Annotated in this window: 18 protein-coding genes; 5 read left to right on the top strand and 13 right to left on the bottom strand. The window is 59.3% G+C overall.

Annotated features, from left to right (window positions below; all coding sequences use genetic code 11):
* Positions 1-5 precede the first annotated feature (5 nt).
* From L1P08_RS11930 to L1P08_RS11950, 5 genes are all read left to right on the top strand, one after another.
* Positions 6-428, top strand: a complete 423-nt coding sequence (locus L1P08_RS11930) for a F0F1 ATP synthase subunit epsilon (RefSeq protein ID WP_303617234.1) — start codon at positions 6-8, stop codon at positions 426-428.
* Between the two features lie 285 nt (positions 429-713).
* Positions 714-2,780 carry a methyl-accepting chemotaxis protein gene (locus L1P08_RS11935; RefSeq protein WP_303617235.1) on the top strand — a complete coding sequence of 689 codons (2,067 nt, stop codon included), beginning with the start codon at positions 714-716 and terminating at the stop codon, positions 2,778-2,780.
* A 243-nt stretch (positions 2,781-3,023) separates the two neighbouring features.
* The gene (locus L1P08_RS11940) at positions 3,024-3,593 is read left to right on the top strand and encodes a hypothetical protein (RefSeq protein ID WP_303617236.1); all 570 of its coding nucleotides are present in this window, start codon (positions 3,024-3,026) and stop codon (positions 3,591-3,593) included.
* 41 nt (positions 3,594-3,634) lie between these two features.
* Complete coding sequence (locus L1P08_RS11945; protein ID WP_303617237.1) at positions 3,635-5,584, top strand: methyl-accepting chemotaxis protein; 1,950 nt, start codon at positions 3,635-3,637, stop codon at positions 5,582-5,584.
* 201 nt (positions 5,585-5,785) lie between these two features.
* Positions 5,786-6,991 (top strand): ROK family transcriptional regulator, encoded by a 1,206-nt coding sequence (locus L1P08_RS11950; RefSeq protein ID WP_303617238.1) that lies wholly within the window; start codon positions 5,786-5,788, stop codon positions 6,989-6,991.
* A gap of 13 nt (positions 6,992-7,004) precedes the next feature.
* Here L1P08_RS11950 and L1P08_RS11955 read toward each other — a convergent pair whose 3' ends face one another.
* From L1P08_RS11955 to L1P08_RS12015, 13 genes are all read right to left on the bottom strand, one after another.
* Positions 7,005-7,691, bottom strand: coding sequence for an aspartate/glutamate racemase family protein (locus tag L1P08_RS11955; RefSeq protein WP_303617239.1), 687 nt, complete (start codon positions 7,689-7,691; stop codon positions 7,005-7,007).
* Positions 7,688-8,206, bottom strand: coding sequence for an RNA pyrophosphohydrolase (locus tag L1P08_RS11960; RefSeq protein ID WP_438268413.1), 519 nt, complete (start codon positions 8,204-8,206; stop codon positions 7,688-7,690). The genes L1P08_RS11955 and L1P08_RS11960 overlap by 4 nt, the downstream gene beginning before the upstream one ends.
* A 42-nt stretch (positions 8,207-8,248) precedes the next feature.
* Positions 8,249-9,430: a divergent polysaccharide deacetylase family protein gene (locus L1P08_RS11965; protein WP_303617241.1), complete on the bottom strand. Its 1,182-nt coding sequence runs from the start codon at positions 9,428-9,430 to the stop codon at positions 8,249-8,251.
* Positions 9,431-9,562: 132 nt separating this feature from the next.
* On the bottom strand, positions 9,563-10,906 hold the full coding sequence (locus L1P08_RS11970; RefSeq protein WP_438268464.1) for a S41 family peptidase: 1,344 nt from the start codon (positions 10,904-10,906) through the stop codon (positions 9,563-9,565).
* Between the two features lie 7 nt (positions 10,907-10,913).
* Positions 10,914-12,296: a murein hydrolase activator EnvC family protein gene (locus L1P08_RS11975; protein WP_303617243.1), complete on the bottom strand. Its 1,383-nt coding sequence runs from the start codon at positions 12,294-12,296 to the stop codon at positions 10,914-10,916.
* A 146-nt stretch (positions 12,297-12,442) separates the two neighbouring features.
* A complete protein-coding gene (rlmH, locus tag L1P08_RS11980; RefSeq protein WP_303617244.1) occupies positions 12,443-12,928 on the bottom strand; it encodes a 23S rRNA (pseudouridine(1915)-N(3))-methyltransferase RlmH in 486 nt (161 codons plus the stop codon).
* A 9-nt stretch (positions 12,929-12,937) separates the two neighbouring features.
* Positions 12,938-13,321 (bottom strand): ribosome silencing factor, encoded by a 384-nt coding sequence (rsfS, locus tag L1P08_RS11985; protein ID WP_303617245.1) that lies wholly within the window; start codon positions 13,319-13,321, stop codon positions 12,938-12,940.
* Positions 13,322-13,508: 187 nt separating this feature from the next.
* Entirely contained in the window at positions 13,509-14,138 is a 630-nt protein-coding gene (locus L1P08_RS11990; protein ID WP_303617246.1) for a nicotinate-nucleotide adenylyltransferase, read from the bottom strand.
* On the bottom strand, positions 14,135-15,418 hold the full coding sequence (locus L1P08_RS11995) for a glutamate-5-semialdehyde dehydrogenase (RefSeq protein WP_303619562.1): 1,284 nt from the start codon (positions 15,416-15,418) through the stop codon (positions 14,135-14,137). The genes L1P08_RS11990 and L1P08_RS11995 overlap by 4 nt, the downstream gene beginning before the upstream one ends.
* Position 15,419: 1 nt before the next feature.
* Positions 15,420-16,565 carry a glutamate 5-kinase gene (proB, locus tag L1P08_RS12000; RefSeq protein ID WP_303617247.1) on the bottom strand — a complete coding sequence of 382 codons (1,146 nt, stop codon included), beginning with the start codon at positions 16,563-16,565 and terminating at the stop codon, positions 15,420-15,422.
* The gene (gene obgE / locus L1P08_RS12005) at positions 16,565-17,608 is read right to left on the bottom strand and encodes a GTPase ObgE (protein WP_303617248.1); all 1,044 of its coding nucleotides are present in this window, start codon (positions 17,606-17,608) and stop codon (positions 16,565-16,567) included. Before obgE ends, proB begins: the two co-directional genes overlap by 1 nt.
* A 46-nt stretch (positions 17,609-17,654) precedes the next feature.
* On the bottom strand, positions 17,655-18,221 hold the full coding sequence (locus tag L1P08_RS12010; RefSeq protein WP_303617249.1) for a GNAT family N-acetyltransferase: 567 nt from the start codon (positions 18,219-18,221) through the stop codon (positions 17,655-17,657).
* The gene (locus L1P08_RS12015; protein ID WP_303617250.1) at positions 18,218-18,769 is read right to left on the bottom strand and encodes a GNAT family N-acetyltransferase; all 552 of its coding nucleotides are present in this window, start codon (positions 18,767-18,769) and stop codon (positions 18,218-18,220) included. The genes L1P08_RS12010 and L1P08_RS12015 overlap by 4 nt, the downstream gene beginning before the upstream one ends.
* Between the last annotated feature and the right edge of the window lie 99 nt (positions 18,770-18,868).

Consider the following 18,868-nt stretch of genomic DNA (forward strand, 5'->3'; position numbering starts at 1 on the left):
ATTTCATGGCTGAGGGCATCAAGACTGAAATCGTCTCGCCAGAACATCTGGTCCTATCCGAGGAGGCCAAATCGGTCTCCGTTCCGGGGCGGGAAGGCTATTTCACGGTGATGGGTGACCATGCACCGATGATGACCACGTTGAAACCGGGCTTTGTCACGGTAACGGGCACGGAAACGCGTACGTTCTATGTTCAGGGTGGTTTCGCTGAAATCTCCCCCGAAGGGCTGACCATTCTGGCGGAACGCGCCAAGGCGGCCTCAGACTTTGAGCGGGCGGAAATTGAAGCGGCGATCAAGGCAGCCCAGGCTGAACTTGCCGAACAGACAACGCTTGACGGCAAGGCCGCAGCACAGGCTGTGCTCGATGGCTGGTCCAATCTGATGCTTGAAGCCCAGCATCTCGGACCGAATGTCGTTCTGATGTAAATTTGCGGATTTGTCCGTGACCTGATTGTTCAAAAGCGCCCTCCGGGGCGCTTTTTTTATGGATCCGCGTGATGGCGTGGCCATGCGCGCGCGCATCAGTGATGTCGACATTGCGAATGCACAAGTTGCTAAGGTCATATATGCAAACAGTTTTTACCGATTTGCGATCTTGTTCAAGTCGACCGGACATTTCTGCCAAATTATAGTCAATTATTATTAACTACATGCTGGTTAGTATTTCGCCCAATAGTGAACGTAGAACTACGTCTCTTGGGGGAATTCAAGATGAAACGCAAATTCGCGCTGATTGGTGGCGTCAAGCTTTCGACGTCAATTCTGTTCCTGGCTATCGGCAGCCTGGCGCTGGCTATCGCTGCGGTGGCGGTCGTTGTTTATATCAATCTGTCGTCCGGCACGGCGCAGATTGCCCGGGACACCCAGCTTTCCAATCTGCGTATTGCGGCCACGATATTTTCAGGCTCCATGCCCGGCACCGAGCTGACCTGGACTGAAGATAACGAAATTGACCGGCTGACCGTTTGGGCCATGCCTGAGTTCAGCAATAACAACCTGATCGATGAAATCACCAAGGTGACGGGCGAAACCGCGACCATGTTCGCCTGGGATCCCAAGACCCAGGATTTCTGGCGGCAGACGACGAATATCGTCAAGGCTGACGGTGAGCGCGCCATAGGCACGCCGCTGGGCAAGGATGGCCCTGTCTATCCGGTCGTCACCAAGGGTGAAACCTATCTGGGTGAAGCCAATATCATAGGCGTGCCCTATTTCACCGCCTACAAGCCGATCTTTGACAAGCAGGATCAGGTTGTCGGTATTCTTTATGTGGGCGTGGAGAAGGCCAAAGTCGTCGGTGTGCAGAATGATACATTCAATATGCTGCTGACCGTATCGGGGATCGTTCTGGCGATTATCAGTGCCCTTGTATTCGTTGCGGCGCGTGTTTTGATAAAACCGATTTCGCAACTGGTCACGACCATGGCGGCGGTCACAAAAGACCCGGAATCCGCGGACGTGCCTTATACCAATTATCGCAACGAGCTGGGCGAGATGGCCCGGGCGGTCGAGGTGTTCCGCGAAAACGGCATGCGGGTCAACTCGATGACCGAAGAGGAAAAAGCGGCATCGGCACAACGCCAGGTTGACCGGACCCAGATGATGCAGGAGCTGCGTTCAGCCTTTGGTGAGGTTGTCGATGCGGCCATGGCGGGCGACTTTTCCAAGCGGGTGGACACCCAGTTCCCGGATGCGGAGCTCAATGCACTTGCTGCCAGTGTCAACGGGTTGGTGGAAACGGTGGACCGGGGTATCGGTGAGACCGGGCAGGTGATGGCCGCTCTTGCAGAGACCGACCTTACGCTGAGGGTCGAGGGGCATTACGAGGGGGCATTTGCCAAACTCAAAGATGATACCAATGCGGTGGCCGACAAGCTGACCGAGATTGTCAGCCAGCTGCGGAAAACGTCACGTGGATTGAAAACGGCAACGGGGGAAATTCTTTCCGGTGCCAATGACCTGTCTGAACGCACGACCAAACAGGCGGCAACAATTGAAGAGACATCGGCGGCGATGGAGCAATTGGCCCACACGGTGATGGGCAATGCCAGCAAGGCCCAGGATGCCTCGGGCAGCGCGCAACAGGTGTCGGCGGCAGCCGAGGATGGTGCGGAGGTCATGCATCACGCCAATGAAGCCATGGCCCGCATTACCTCATCGAGCTCGAAGATTTCAAATATTATCGGCATGATTGATGACATTGCCTTCCAGACCAATCTTTTGGCGCTGAACGCCTCTGTTGAGGCGGCGCGGGCCGGGGAAGCGGGCAAGGGTTTTGCGGTAGTCGCGGTGGAAGTGCGGCGGCTGGCCCAGTCGGCGGCTGAAGCCTCCTCTGAGGTCAAGGTTCTGATCGAACAGAGTGCGGCCGAGGTCAATGACGGTTCGAAACTGGTGTCGAGTGCGGCCGAGAAGCTTGAGAGCATGCTGGAGGCGGCGCGCAAGAGCAATGCGCTGATGGAAGACATTGCCAAGGACAGCAAGGAGCAGGCCGCCTCGATTGAAGAGGTCAATACTTCGGTGCGTCAGATGGATGAAATGACCCAGCACAATGCGGCCCTGGTGGAGGAAACCAATGCCGCGATTGAGCAGACCGAGGCGCAGGCATCGGAACTCGACCGGATCGTTGATATCTTCGTGCTTGATGATGCCGTCTTGTCGGAGGATGCGCCCCGCCCCGCCGTTGGCGCGCGGGCGCTGCAAGCCAAGGTTGCGGAAGCGGCCAAGTCCTATGGCGCGCATGGCAATGCAGCGGTGAAGCAGGACTGGAATGGATTCTAGGCACCTGCCAATCCTTGTTCTCTCTCTGGGCGAGGGGCCAAGTATCGGCGTATGACCGAATAGTAAGACTTGATGTGATGCTGGTTTTAAACGGGTATCAACTTGAAGGGCGGGTGCTTAAGCACCTGCTCTTTTTGCGTTTTTTGTCAATAAGTCCATAATATGACGATTACAGATATTGTTAAGTATTTTCTACTATTCGTCTTATTTGACGGCTGGAAGGGCCGAGGAGAGGGAGTAGTTATGAAAACCATTTTTACCGCCGCAATAATGGCGACAGCTTTGGCTGCCGCACCAGTTTTTGCCAATGAATTTGCCGATCAATTGACCGAACTTGCCAATGGCAAAGTGAAAGAGATTGCACAGAACCCGGAACTGGTTGCCGCCATTGAAGCGCAGAATGCCGAGACGGGTGGTTATGATCAGGCCAAGATCGACAGCCTTGATACCCAGTGGCGTGCAGAGGTTGACGCGTCCAGCAAGCCCTTGATCGACAGCGTTCTGTCAAACGATGCCTCGCGCTACCTCATGAGTGTGCAGGAAGAGAGCGAGGGGCTGTTCACTGAAATCTTTGCCATGGATGGCAAGGGGCTGAATGTGGGCCAGAGCGGTGTCACCTCGGACTATTGGCAGGGCGATGAAGGCAAGTGGCAGAACACATTTGGCGCCGGCGCCGGTTCTGTCGATCTTGGCGATGTCGAGCAGGATGAATCCACACAGACTTTCCAAAGCCAGGTCAGCATTCCGGTGCTGGATGCGGCCGGCCAGCCGATCGGTGCGATCACCTTCGGCGTGAATGTGGAAATGCTGTAAGCCAGCTGGGCTTGAGGCCTGACACGACAAGGAAAAATATTATGGTCAAAGTTTCTTTGAACCTGAAACTGCTGATGCTGGTAACATTTGCGGTGACGGTGATTGCCGTCACTATTATCGCTATCAGCTCGATGTCAGGCCTCCGGCAGCTGATTGCGGCGAATGAAAAATCAGAGAACCAGATTGCCGAGCTTTTGGCGAGTGAACATGGTGGCAATATCAAATTCGGCAAAGGTGAAAACCTTGATGCCGTGTTTGATGGGTTTGCCGCCGATCCGGCCTTTCGCTTTGCCTATGCGGGGGCGGTGAAGCTGGAGGGCGAATTGCTGACCGAGAAAACAGCAGACGCCGATCTTTCGGGCCGGGCGGTGGATCTGGGCAAGAGCGCAATTGCCGAACTTGCCGAACAATCAACGAATGTGGGCAGCTATCATCTGGTGGCGGTGCCGGCGCGCTTTGGCAAGGACAATGATGTTGTCGGTGCGCTGGTGGTGGGCTGGGACCAGACAGCCAGCATTAACGCAGCGATCGGGTCAGCGGTGCAAACCGCGCTGATTGCCCTGGCAATTGCCGGGGCGGCGATGGCCGGGCTGGCGCTGGTGCTGAAATACATGGTCAGCGATCCCTTGAAGCGGCTGACGACGACCGCCGTTGAACTGGCCAATCGCAATTTCGATGTCGAGGTTCAGGGCACAAAGCGCGGCGATGAGCTGGGCGAGATGGCGCGTGCCGTGGAAGTTTTCCGGGAGAACGGTATCCGGGTCAATTCAATGACCGAGGAAGAGAAAGCGGCCTCGCAGCAGCGGCAGGTTGAGCGCACGCAGATGATGCAGGAATTGCAGCGGGCGTTTGGCGAAGTGGTTGATGCGGCGGTGGCCGGTGATTTCTCGAAACGGGTCGATGCGGAATTCCCGGATGCGGAACTCAATAATCTGGCCGGATCGGTGAACAATCTGGTCGCGACAGTGGATCGCGGCGTGGGCGAGACCGGCTATGTGCTCAGCGCGCTGGCGGAAACCGACCTGACCCAGCGGGTGAAGGGCGATTATGAAGGCGCGTTTGCCAAGCTGAAGAACGACACCAATGCGGTGGCGGACAAGCTGACCGAGATTGTGGGGCAATTGCGCGATACCTCGGGGGCGCTGAAAACGGCGACCGGGGAAATCCTTTCCGGGGCCAATGACCTGTCGGAGCGGACCACCAAACAGGCGGCGACGATTGAAGAGACCTCGGCGGCGATGGAGCAATTGGCCAATACGGTGCGCCAGAATGCGCAGCAGGCTGATGAGGCGGCGAGCAAATCGCAATCTGTCAGCCAGACGGCTGAGCAGGGCGGCGAGGTGATGGGCCGGGCCAATGAGGCGATGGAGCGGATTACCTCTTCAAGCGCCAAGATCTCGAACATTATCGGCATGATTGATGACATTGCCTTCCAGACCAATCTTTTGGCCCTGAACGCCTCGGTTGAGGCGGCGCGGGCCGGTGAGGCGGGCAAGGGCTTTGCGGTTGTGGCCGTGGAAGTGCGGCGGCTGGCGCAATCGGCGGCGGATGCGTCGTCCGAGGTGAAGGCCTTGATCGAGCAGAGCGCTGGCGAGGTGAAGGGCGGTTCGGCCCTTGTGGCGGAAGCGGCCGAGAAGCTGGCGATGATGCTGTCGGGCATTCAGGAGAATTCCGCATTGATGGCGGGGATTGCCGAGGATTCCAAGGCGCAGGCGGCCTCGATTGACGAGGTCAATGCCGCAGTCCGGCTAATGGACGAGATGACCCAGCACAATGCGGCCCTTGTCGAGGAAACCAATGCCGCTATCGAGCAGACCGAGGCGCAGGCGATAGAGCTGGACCGGGTGGTGGAAATTTTCACACTGACGAAGGCAAATGCAGAGTTGCCGGAAGGCGAAGATGCCATGGCGAGGCCAAAGTTAAAGGCTGCGGCCCGCGCCTATCTCAGTCAGGGCAATGCAGCACTCAGCCAAGACTGGGCCGAATTTTGAGACCCTCCTGTCAAAAATCATAAAAAGGTGCCGATGGGCACCTTTTCTATTTTGGACGATACAAATTCAAAAGTGGATATTCTGTATCACTATTAATTATTCGCATTAAAATATATTACGATACTACTTATTATGAAACTGAAAGTCACTGGATAGCCTCGCGGCGATATGAGCTGTCCATACTTATACCGGGCGCAACACGTGAACAAAAATCCGAGCTTCTCATCTGCGGCGCTGGCCACCCGCCGTTCTTCCCGGCATGGGGACATGCGTCGACGCAATGAAAGCACGCTGCTTTCCCTGATCCGGCGTCATCCCGGCCTGTCGAGTGCTGATCTGGCGCGGGGCAGCGGCATCGCGCCCCAGACTGTATCGGTTTTGCTCAAGGGACTGGAAGAGCAGGCGATCATCATTCGTGGTGATGCCATGCGCGGCCGGCGGGGACAGCCTGCTGTGCCCATCCGCCTCAACCCCGAGGGCGGATACGGGATCGGTGTCGAGATCGGCTGGCGTCATGTCTCCATCGTGTTGCTTGACTTGTGCGGGCGGATCGTCGGCCAGAAGCGTCGCGAGTTTCCTTATGTGGTTGCCGACGGGCTGATTGCCGATATTTCGGTCGGGGTGCGCCAGTTGATTGCGGAGTTGTCGGGTGAGGCCCAGCAACGTGTGCGCGGTCTGGGCGTGGCGTGTCCCAGCCGCGCTGGCAGCGATCCATCCCTGTTCGGGGCATCGCCCGCTGAAATGGCGGCGCTCGAAACGCTGGATGTGGCGGGGGAATTGCAGCGCCGGCTCGAAATGCCGGTTGTGCTGCTGGACGATGGCGGGGCGGCGTGCCGGGCGGAATGCACCTATGGCCGCGGCGCGGAATATGGCCACATGCTTTATATGTTTATCGGCGCCCATATTGCCTCGGGCATTTTTGTGGGTGGCCGGGTGATAGAGGGACGGGCCGGGGATGCCGGCAATCTTGGGGCGGCAATTGTCTGTGCGGCAGATGGCGCTGCGTGTCCCCTCCATATGGTCGCCTCGGTGAAGGCACTGGAAACCCGGCTTCTGGCCAAGGGCAAGCCGGTGCCGCGCCTTGCACCTTCGGAATGGGCCTGGGAGGCGCTTAGCGGCGAGACCATGGACTGGATTGAGGAGGCGGCCTGTGGCCTTGCCGGGGCGATTGCCAATAGTTGTACTGTGATTGATTTTCCGGCGGTTATTCTCGACGGTATCCTGCCGCAAACCCTGCTCGACCATCTGGGGCGACGGACCCAGGCGTCTTTGAACCGGCTGGCCGGGCGCGGTTTTGAGCCGCCGATGGTGAAGATGGGCCGCCTCGGCATGGAAGCGCCGGCAATCGGGGCGGCGAATATGCCGATCTATCTGACAACCTTTGCCTCGGAGACCGGACTGATCTGAACTTTGATGGCGTTCAGGCGAGCGCGGCGGTGACCAGCGCCCTGGCGTGCAGATCCGTGGTGTCATAAACCGGTAAGGGGCTGACGCTGTCATCAATCAGCATATTGATTTCCGTGCACCCCAGAATGACGGCCTCGGCGCCTGCGGCCTTCAGACGGGCAATGGCATTGATATAGGTCTGGCGCGATTCTTCGCGGACAATGCCCTTGCATAATTCGTCATAGATAATGGCATTGAGATTGGTGTGATCCACGCCGGGGACAATGGGGTTGAGGCCGCGCGCCTTCAGCCCGTCCATGTAGAAAGGCATTTCCATGGTGAAGCGGGTGCCGAGCAAGCCGACATTGGTAAATCCGTCTTCCAGCAGGGCATCGGCCGTGGGGTTGGCAATATGGATGAGGGGCACCGAGATCGCCGCCTGCACCTGATCGGCAACGACATGCATTGTATTGGTGGCAATGGCGACCAATCCGGCCCCGGCCTGTTCGAGCTTTTGGGCGCTTTGGGCCAGCAGCGCGCCGGCTTCGTCCCATTGTCCTTCAGCCTGCATTAAGGCAATCGGGGCAAAATCGAGAGAATGCAGCAGAATGGGTGCCGAATGCAGTCCACCCCGCCGGGCCGCGGTTTCGCGGTTGAGGATGGCATAATAATGGGCGGTCGATTCCCAGCTCATGCCGCCGATCAGGCCGATGGTTTTCATGCGTCCCTGCCTTTCCCGCCTTCCGCCTGCAATTGCCTGGGTACTTTTTTAAAAGCGTCGAGCACTTTTTGATAGGCGTCGCGCTTGAAGGGGACAATGAGGGGCAGGACCTCGTCAAGCGGCAGCCATTTCCAGGCGACAAATTCCGACGGATGTTCGCCGCCGCCCGGGTTGAGCACATCGATATCAGTGCCATCCCCCTCATAGAGGACGGCGAACCATTTCTGGCGCTGGCCGCGATATTTGCCCTTGAGGGCCTTGCCGAGCAATTCATCGGGCAGGTCGTAAAAAATCCAGTCGGGGGCAGCCGTCAGGATGCTGATCTGGCTGATCGAGGTTTCCTCGTAGAGTTCGCGCAGTGCAGCGTCTATCGGCTCTTCATCCTTGTCGATGCCCCCCTGGGGGAACTGCCAGGAATAATCGAGGGCGCCCGATTTGCCGGCTGCACGCTGGCCGACGAAAACCTCGCCTGCAGGATTGAATACGGCGATGCCAACGCAATCGCGATAGGGCATTTGTTCTCTGGTGATCTGGGAGGGCATGGAAAATGGATTTCGCTATCTGGGAGTGTTCATCAAGGCGCTGGCGGGGACAAGCAGCAGCCCCCGGTCTTCCAGTTCGCGCGCCCATTCGGCAATAGTCTGGATGGAGACGGGCAGGGCTGTGGCAATGCCGACGGCCGAGCCATTTTTGACGGCTGTCTCTTCGAGTTCGTTGAGCGCTGAAAGAATGGCAGACCGGGAAGGTGTGGCATCCACCTGAATATCAGCGCGGCGGAACGGCACCTTGTTTTTGGCCGCGATATTTTCGGCCAGCGAGCGGTTGGAGGAACCATCGTCGAAATAACCAAGGCCGCGTGTGCCCAGTTCTTCCATGATCGGGCTGAAATCGGCGGCCGAGGCGGTGAAGCGGGCCCCCATGTGATTGATGACACCGGTATAGCCGCCCAACCGGGCCAGCAGCCAGAACAGGCGATCCAGATTGGCGCGTGGGGTCTGGCCGGTCAAAAGCGTTTGCGGGCCGGGATCGTTCTGGGGGTAATCGAACGGCTCCAGGGGCACTTCCAGCATGAGTTCATGGCCACCGGCCCGGGCGGCACTGCCGGTGCGCTGCAGGGAACGGCCATAAGGGGCGAAGGCCAGGGTGATATTGTCGGGCAATTTGTCGATGGCGTCGAGCGTGCCACTTTCGCTAAGGCCCATGCCGGTCATGATAAGGGCGACGAGTGGCTTGCCATTGGCTGAGGCGGGGGTGATGGACGCGCGGGCATAGGCGGCAAAAGGGGTTGTGCCATCCGGTCCCATCTGGGGGATCGGCCCGTTCTGGGTTTCCTCGACGAGATCGGGCAGGACGCCGAATTCGGTCAGGGATTCCACACCCATTGATGCGCCCAGGCTATCGGCATCAGGTACGTCATCGCCAATTGTTGTAATGCTGGGACCACCGGTCTCAGGGACTGTTTCAGCAATGGTGACACTTGGCGTATCTGCGGGCGGTTCGGTTGCCACTGTGGCGGCAATATCGTTGGTGCGGGCGGCAGAAACCCCGACCTGGGCGATGGGGCGGCCGCCTTGTGGATCATCGGTGATGAGAACGCGGGCCACAAGGGCAAGAACAATGAGCCCGATCAGCCCGAAAAGACCGCGCGCCAGCGGCAGGCTGCGCAGATCCAGCCGGCGGCGGGTTCGGGTTTCAGGCTTTTTCTTGCGCCCCAGCGGCGCTTCGAGATCGTCAGTCATTGACCATCATTTCCGCCGGAGTGTTTCCCGCCGTTTAATGCGGGATGTCTCCCTGTCGTTTCAATGCCATGCCCCGCAGCGCATGAATTTCCGGGGCGAATCAACATCCGCCCCGGAGATTTATAGCATGGATCAGCCTTCCGGATTGGCCGGGTAGGCGGGATCGGTCTTCTCGCCGAGGATCAGGTCGATCGCATAGTTGAGCTGATTGTCCTTGGTCTTGTCCGAGGGCACATAGACCGAGGAACCCTTGGTCACTTCCGCTTCACTGTCGCCATTGATATGGCCGGGCAAGGCAGCTTCGCCAACGATCTCATCGCGGCCCTTGAACTCCTCGGGCACGTCCTGGAAGACCTCGATATCTGGGGTGATACCGGCGGCCTGGATCGAGCGGTTGTCGGGCGTGTAATAGCGGGCCGTGGTCAGGCGCATGGCCCCATTGCGCCCCAGCGAAATGATCGACTGCACGGTGCCCTTGCCAAAGGAGCGGGTGCCCACAAGGGTTGCCCGCTTGTGATCCTGCAAGGCGCCGGCGACGATTTCGGCTGCGGAGGCAGAGCCGCCATTGATCAGAACGATCAGCGGCACATCAGCGATCAGGCGATCGAGATCGTCGGGCTTGGCGTCATAACGGGCGCTCTCATCCTCGGACCGGCCGCGTGTGAGCACGACGGCCCCCTTGTTGAGGAAGGCGTCGGTGACATAGACCGCCTGGTCGACAAGACCACCGGGGTTGTTGCGCATATCAAGGATCAGGCCTTTGGGGGCCTCGCCATTGCGTTCCTTGTAGATATCCTTGATGGCGTTTTCGATGCCGGTATAGGCCTGCTCGGAAAAGCGGGCGAGGCGCATGATGCCGATATCGCGATCAAGGCTCCAGCGCACGGCGCGCAGGGCGATGATGTCACGGGTCAGTTCGAAATCGATGGGATCGTCCACATCTTCGCGAATGACCTTGATCTTGATCTTGGTGCCCACGGCACCCTTCATGATGTCGACGGCCTCATCAAGGGTCAGACCCTGCACCGGGGTGCCATCGAGCTCGACGATATAGTCATTGGCCAGAATGCCGGCCTTGGCGGCAGGGGTGTCGTCAATCGGGGAGATGACCTTGACCACGCCCTCTTCCATGGTGACTTCGATACCCAGCCCGCCGAATTCGCCGGATGTATCCTGGCGCATGTCGTCATAGCTTACCGGATCGAGATAGCTGGAATGGGGGTCAAGCGAGGTGAGCATGCCCTGAATGGCGGCGCGGACGAGTTCCTTTTCGTCGGGCGCATCGACATATTCAGCGCGGATGCGGTCGAAGACTTCCCCGAACAGATTGAGGTCGGCATAGACTTCCGCGGGATCTCTCGGGGTCGGCGCTGTCTCGGTTTCGGTTGTGGTCTCCTGCGCCAGCAGTGGCGCGGCAGTGAGCGGTCCCACAAGAACGAAAGCCAGGGCAATGGCACGGATTGGCGATAGACGCATGTTGGAGCTATCCACTTTGGGTTCGGTTTGCATTGTCCGCCCACCAGTTCGTGGGGTTGAGCGGCGTGTCTTGGTCTCTGAGTTCAATATAAAGCGTTGGGCGTGATACGCCAGTGGTCGTGGTGACGGCCTGACCAATTGTGCGTGATCCCATAATGCCGACAGGCTCTCCCATCATGACGAACTGGCCCAATTCGACATTTGTCGAATCAAGGCCGGCCAGAAGAATGGAATAGCCATTGCCCGGATTAAGAATGATAATTTGGCCATAATTGAGGTAGGGGCCCTTGTACATGACCCAGCCATCCGCCGGGGCGACAACCTGGGCGTCGGGGCGGGTGATGACCGAAATACCCCTGGCGATGCCGCCAAAGCCGTCATCGGCCCCAAACCGGCTGACAATGTCGCCGGAGGCGGGCATGGTCAGAAAGCCGCGGGCGGCAGCAAAGGGGATGGCCGGTTCGGTACGGTCGGTATTGGCGAGGGCTGTGAGAATGGTGTCGCGGTCCAGATTGACCCATGACGCATCGGGCGGGCCTTCGCCGGCAGCATCGGCCGCAGCGGCAACAGAATCGATATTTTCGGAAAGGCCTTCAATCAGTTCGCCCAGTGACTGGGCGCGCGCGGCGAGTTCTTCGGCTTTTTGCTCTTCGGCCTCCAAGGCACCGCTGACGCGGGCGACGCCACGTTTGCGGGCCTCGATCAGGGTTGCGGTGCGCAATTGTTCTTCGAGCAGGGTCGAGAGATTGGCGCGCAAACCCTCTTCTTCGGCCTGTGCTGCCTGCCGGATTTCAAGCAGGTCGGCCAGATCGGCGGAGACGGTATCGGCGCGGGCGCGCAGCTGGGGCAGGATGGAGGTGATCATGATGGCGCTGCGGGCCGAGCCCAGGGCGTCATCGGGATTGACCAGAAGCGCGGGTGGCGGCGAGCGGCCAATGCGCTGCAGGGCGGCCAGAATGTTTGAGATATCGCTATCGGCACCATCAAGCCGGGTGCGGATGTTGTTTTCCCGCGCGATCAGTTCTGCCAGACGGGCCTCGGCGGCGGCGGTCTCCGTTTCGGCGGCCTTGACCCGCTGGGCGGCGGCAATGAGTGCGGCGTTCTGTTTTGTGCGGTCGCCATCCATTTCGGCGATTTCGGCCCGCATGGTTTCGGCCCGTTCACGGGTGAGGGTGATTGAGGACTGGATTTCGTCGAGTTCTTCGCGCGCGGTGGCCGCATCAATGGCGGCTTCCTCGGTCCCGGTGGGTTCGGTTATGATGGCATCGACCGGGGGAGCGATGTCCTGGGCCAGCGCAGGGCCGGCAAAGGCACAGAACCAGAGCACGCCGAGCGTTCCCGCTAATCGCCAACCCGTCTGGCTCAAGTCCTTTAAAGTCGTTCTGGGCATATTGTGGACGTTCACCATTCGCGAATCAGCAGTGAAGCTTAACAAAGCGGCGTTAGTTGGCCGTTTGTAGATGGATTTTGCCGCCGATTGAATCGGCTGGCCATATCGGGTGCGGTTTTTTGCGGTTTGGGCGTGGAAAACCGGCTTCATTCGCCGCGATGATAGGGATGGCCGGTTAAAATGGTGGTTGTGCGATAGAGTTGCTCGGCCAGCATGATGCGCACGATCTGGTGCGGCCAGGTGAATTCGGAGAACGCGATTTTAAGATCGGCGGACCTGATGAGGTCATGATCGAGCCCGTCAGCCCCCCCGATCAGGCAGACGAGAGCCTGTTTGCCATTATCGCGCCAGGCCGCGACAGTGTCGGCCAGTTTCAGGGATGTCAGGGATTTCCCGTGCTCGTCGAGCACCACAACAAGCGCGTTATCGGGCAGGGCGGCGCGCAGGGCGCGGGCTTCCTCGGCCTTGCGGGCATTGGCGCTGGCGGCACGGGATTCGGGCAGCTCGATGGTGTCGAAACCGCTCAGACCCAGTTGCCGGCCGGTGGCCCGGGCCCTATCGAGATAGCGCGACACGAGTTCGCGCTCCGGCCCCTGTTTCATCCGGCCAATGGCGGCAATGACGATACGCACCGGAAAAGACTAGTGCGTGTCGCCGGAGAATTCAGCCGACCACATTTTCTCGATATTGTAGAATTCGCGCACTTCGGGGCGGAAGATGTGGACGATGACATCGCCGGCATCGACCAGAACCCAGTCGCAATGGGGCAGGCCCTCGATACGTGGTTTGCCAAATCCGTGTTCGGCAAGCGCACGCGACAACTGGTCAGCAACGGCGCTGACGTGACGGTGCGAACGCCCGGATGTGACGACCATGTGGTCTGAGAGTGAGGATTTGCCGACGATATCGATGGAAACCGTTCCCTCGGCCTTGGCATCGTCAAGGCTTTCAAGAATGACCTCAATCATCTCGGCATGTGGCTTGGCTGCCGCTTTCGCGGTGGGCCGTTGGGGCGACGGGTTCATCAAAATTCACCTGCCGCCAAAGGGTTAGACCCGTTGGTCATGCGTATTCGACTGTTCCTTGTTGAGCTTGCGAATGGGGCGCTTGCTGTAAATAGCGTTTCATCCCGTGTTGCCGGCACCTGCCGTTTCACACCCTGTATAATGGGTATTTTCGGGCAATTTTGCAAGAGATGATGAATGTTTGACGTCAACGGTCCATTTTTTCCGCGCGGATGGCCGTTGAGGACAGGCCCGACATGATGCCGTGCAGATAGGTCCATGCGGGGGCCTGCATGTCCGGGAGCAGTTGCGCATCGGCTTCATCGAGCCGGTAGCGGGCGAATCTGGTCGCGGTTTTGGAGAACATGGCGTTGCGGGTGGCACCGGGCCGGACATAGACGGCCATGGGCATCAACTGGGCGATTTTCTGCCAATGTTCCCAGCGATGGAAGGAGGCCAGATTATCGGCGCCCATGATCCAGACCAGCTTGCGGCCGGGCAGGGTGCGCTTGAGATAGGAGAGGGTATCAAAGGAAAAGCGGAAACCATGGGCGGCCTCAAAGCCGGTGACATGGATATAGGGGGACTGGATGAGGGCGCGGGCCTCTTTTACCCGCTGTTCCAGCGGGGCCAGCTCGCTGTGGTCCTTGAGCGGATTGCCGGGGGATACCAGCCACCAGACCGCATCGAGGCCGAGACGCTTCATCACCTGGGAGGAGACAAGGCGATGGCCTTCATGGGGTGGGTTGAAACTGCCCCCGAACAACCCGATGCGCATGCCCGGGGCCGAAATCGGCAAATCGGTAATGCCGGGAATACGCTTTGAAAAGCTGATCAAGGGCGGGTTTGTCCTGTGCCACGCACCAGATATTTGAAACTGGTCAATTGTTCGACCCCGACGGGGCCGCGGGCGTGCATTTTGCCCGTGGCGATGCCGATCTCCGCCCCCATGCCGAATTCGCCACCATCGGCAAACTGGGTGGAGGCGTTGTGCACCAGAATGGCGCTGTCGATGTGTTTGAAGAATTTGTCGGCAGCGCCGGTGTCGGCGGTGACGATGGCCTCTGTATGGTGAGAGGAATAGGTCTCGATATGGGCGATGGCGGCTTCGAGCGAGGCCACCAGTTTGACCGACAGGATGGCGTCGAGATATTCGGTGGACCAATCCTTTTCGCTGGCCGGCTTTGCGCCCCCGATCCGGGCGACAACATCGGCATCGCCACGAATTTCACAGCCCGCGGCCATCAGCGCTTCGCAGATCGGGGCGAGATGGGTGTCGGCGATATCCTTGTGCAGCAAAAGGGTTTCGGTCGCACCGCAAACGCCGGTACGGCGCATTTTGGCATTGAGGGTGATGTCGAGCGCCATCTGCAAATCGGCGGCCTTGTCGATATAGAGATGGCAGATGCCCTCGAGATGGGCAAAGACGGGGACACGCGCTTCTGACTGCACGCGGGCGACAAGGCCAGCACCGCCGCGGGGCACGATGACATCGATATTGCCGTTCAGCCCCTTGAGCATTTCGCCCACCGCTGCGCGGTCGGTGGTGGGGACCATCTGGATGGCGTCTTCAGGCAGGTTTGCCGCTTTGAGCCCTGCCTGAAGACAGGCAAGGATCGCCTGGGATGAATGATAGCTGTCCGAGCCGCCGCGCAAAATGGCGGCATTGCCGGACTTGAGGCAAAGCGCACCGGCATCGGCGGTGACATTGGGGCGGCTTTCAAAAATAATGCCGATGACACCAAGGGGTGTGCGCACGCGCTGGATGTGCAGGCCGCTGGGCACGTCCCATTCGGCCATTGTGGCGCCAACGGGATCGGGCAGGTCGGCAATGGTGCGCAGGCCGGTGATCATGCCCTCGATACGGGCTTCGGTCAGCTCGAGCCGGTCAAGAAGCGCGCCGGAAATATTATTGGCGCGGGCCGCTTCCAGATCGATTGCATTGGCCTTGAGAATGTCGGCGCTATTGGCACGGAGTGCATCGGCGGCGGCAACAAGGGCTGCATGTTTGCGCTCGGGGCTGGCGGTTGCCAGCACGCTGGCGGCGGCGCGCGCTTTGGTGCCGAGGGTTTTCATGGTCGCAACGATATCGTTTGCGCCCGTCCCGGGGTGCTGCATTTTATTCATGATGGCTCCCCCATTCGGCGTGCAATAGCACCAGATTGTCGGCATGGACAAGTTCCGTGCGGTTTTCCGCGCCAAATAATCCAATAATAGCCTGACTTTTCTTGCCCTTGGCCAGTTTTGCGTCTTCGTGGTTCATGCCGGCAAGACCACGGGCGATCTCCTGTTCGCCGGGGGCGACAATAGAGATGGCATCGCCGCGTGAAAAGTCTCCTGTGACTTTTGTAACCCCGATTGGCAGCAAGCTTTTGCCTGATATCAGGGCTTTGGCTGCGCCCGCATCGACATGGATGGTGCCAGCGACCGTCAACGATCCCAAAATCCAGCGCTTGCGGGCCGCTGCCGGGCTTTGATTGGCGGTGAACAGGGTATGGGGTGCCCCCTTGATGAGCGCCTTGAGCGGGTGGGTGACCGTGCCCCGCGCAATAATCATCGAGGTGCCCGACTGGGTGGCGATTTTTGCCGCTTCGATTTTTGTGGTCATGCCGCCGCGCGACAAATGGCTGGCCGCGCCGCCGGCCATGGCCTCGATTGCGGGGGTGATGGCTTTGACCAGGGGCAGGTGTTCGGCGTCAGGGCTGGTGCCGGGAGGGGCGGTGTAAAGGCCATCGATATCTGAGAGCAGGACCAGACAATCCGCGCTGACCATGGCAGCGACACGGGCGCTTAACCGGTCATTGTCGCCATAGCGGATTTCAGCGGTGGCGACACTGTCATTTTCATTGATGATGGGCACCGCACCGAGCGCCAGCAGCGTGGAAATGGTGGTGCGGGCATTGAGATAGTGCCGGCGCTCTTCGGTGATATTGGGGGTGATCAGGATCTGGCCGGTGGTCACCTCGAATTCGGCAAGCGCATCGCGCCAGGCCTGGCTCAGGGCGATCTGGCCGACACTGGCGGCGGCCTGAATCTGATCGAGGGGCAGGCTTTGGGCATTGAGGCCAAGAATGCGGCGGCCAAGGGAGATTGCACCGGACGAGACAATAACCACGTCGCGGCCATCGCGTTTGAGTTCCGCTATATCGGCGGCAATGCTTTTCAGCCAATCGGCACGCAAGCGTCCGCTGTCGCCATCGACCAGAAGCGCGGAGCCGATTTTGATGGTCAGGCGGCGATAGCCCCCCAGCGGATCGTGCTGCATCAGGGTTTCCAGGTTTCGTCGATGGTGGGGTTGGCAATCTCTTCGCGGGCGGCCACCTCCACATCAATGTGGCGCAGGATCGCGTAGAGCAATTGGTCAACGCCCTGTCCGGCTACCGCAGAAATTTTCATGACATCGCTGCCCGATGCCTGTTTCAGCTCGGCCAGTTTTTCGGCGACGGTTTCTTCATCGAGCGCATCAATCTTGTTGAGCACGACGATCTCCGCCCGTTCTTCAAGCCCGTTGCCATAGGCATTCAGCTCGCCGCGAATGGTTGTATAGGCATTGCCCACATCTTCCTGGGTGGCATCGACCAGATGCACCAGTACCCGGCAGCGCTCGATATGACCCAGAAAGCGGTCGCCGATGCCGGCGCCTTCATGGGCGCCTTCGATGAGGCCGGGAATATCGGCCAAAACGAAATCGCGGCCACCAATGGCAACGACGCCAAGGCCGGGATGCAGGGTGGTGAAGGGATAGTCGGCAATCTTGGGCTTGGCGGCAGAGGTTGCGGCCAGAAAGGTTGATTTGCCGGCATTGGGCAGGCCGACCAGTCCGGCATCGGCGATCAGCTTGAGGCGGAGCCAGACCCATTTCTCGCCGCCCTCGAGACCGGGATTGGCGCGGCGCGGTGCCTGGTTCTTTGCGGTCTTGAAGTGCGCATTGCCGAATCCGCCATTGCCGCCAGACAGCAGCCGGGCGCGCTGGCCAATTTCCGTGAGATCGACAATGAGGGTTTCATTGTCTTCTTCAAAGACCTGGGTGCCAACGGGCACGCGCAAGGTGACATCGCCGCCCGCTGCGCCACTGCGGTCGCGGCCCATGCCGTGGGTGCCGGTCTCGGCCTTGAAATGCTGCTGAAAGCGATAATCGATCAACGTGTTGAGCCCGTCGACGCATTCGACCCAGACATCGCCGCCCCGGCCACCATTGCCGCCGTCGGGTCCGCCGAATTCGACATATTTCTCGCGCCGGAAGGAGACGCTGCCTGCGCCGCCATTGCCGCTTTTTATGAATACTTTGGCCTGATCGAGAAATTTCATCGTTTGGATCTTTTCATTGCCGGATCATCCGGCGGGAATGGTCGTTTCAAGCGCCGATATGGCGTTGGGGCTCGGGGCGTTTGCAATAGGCTTCAAAGGCATCCCGGGTGAGTTCCGTGTCGATATGCTCCACATCCTCATTACGTGCAAGGCAGTGGACAGTGGAACGTCCGGTTTCGACAAAGCCGAGTTTTTGCTGAATGGCAAGAGAGGCCATGTTGAAATGGAAAACGCCGGAGGTGATGTATTCGTCTTTAGTGGTTTCAAAATACCATGTTACGGCGGCGGTTGTCGCCTCAGTCATGATACCATGCCCCCAATGCGGTTCGCCCAGCCAATAGCCGATATGGGCATCGCCCTGCTTGTTATCGAAGCCGAGCACACCAACCGCGCCCTCACCGATATGCTCGATGATGAAACTGGTCTCGGCAGGTCTGGCCCCGGCGCGCCAACTGCCCAGCCATGCGTCGGCATGGTCAATGGTATAGGGATGCGGCACACGTGCCAGGTTGCCCGACACGGCGAAATTGTTCAGCAATTCAGCCAGTTTTGTGGCGTCGCCAATGCCCGGCGACCGCAGGCGGAGCCGGGATGTTGTCAATAAGGGGGTCATAACCGCCGCTCCCGCTGCAAACTGGTGATGGCGATGCCCTTATGGGGGCCGCAATCGTCAATGGCCTCACCTATGGTGACGAAACCGGCCTTGGCCAGAACAGCGATCGATGCCTTGTTGGTGGTGATGACCCTTGCTGAGAGCATGGGCAGGCCTGCCATGTCGCTTGCCTCAACGATGGCGGCAACGGCCTCTGAGGCAAAGCCTTCCCCCCAATAGGGTTCGCCCAGCCAATAGCCGAGAACGGCAGGTTCACCAGTGTGGAAATTCAGACTGATCATGCCGATGAAGTTCTCGTCGCGGGTATGGATGGCCCAGACATGCTCGGGGTTTGTGCCGTCAGCATGTGATTTTGCGGACCGGGCGACGAACTGCTCTGCATCTGCCAGGGTGTAGGGGTGGGGCAGCCGGGCAAGATTGTCGTGAATTTTCCTGTTATTGGCCAGCCGGGCAATGTCGGCCGCGTCTTCGCTTGCAGGCGCGCGCAGCAGGAGCCGCTCGGTGTCGAGGGTTTCAGGCAGGCGCTCAAAAAAGGCAAAGTCGGTCATGTCAAATACGTCCAATAAGAAAGGGGAGCCAGTTGCCGGGCTCCCCTTGGTATTCTGGCGCTTTGATGACTGACGCCTGCCGGGGAGCCTTGTTGGCTG

The sequence above is a fragment of the Mariluticola halotolerans genome (genome assembly GCF_021611515.1).
Lineage (GTDB): Bacteria > Pseudomonadota > Alphaproteobacteria > Rhizobiales > Devosiaceae > Mariluticola > Mariluticola halotolerans.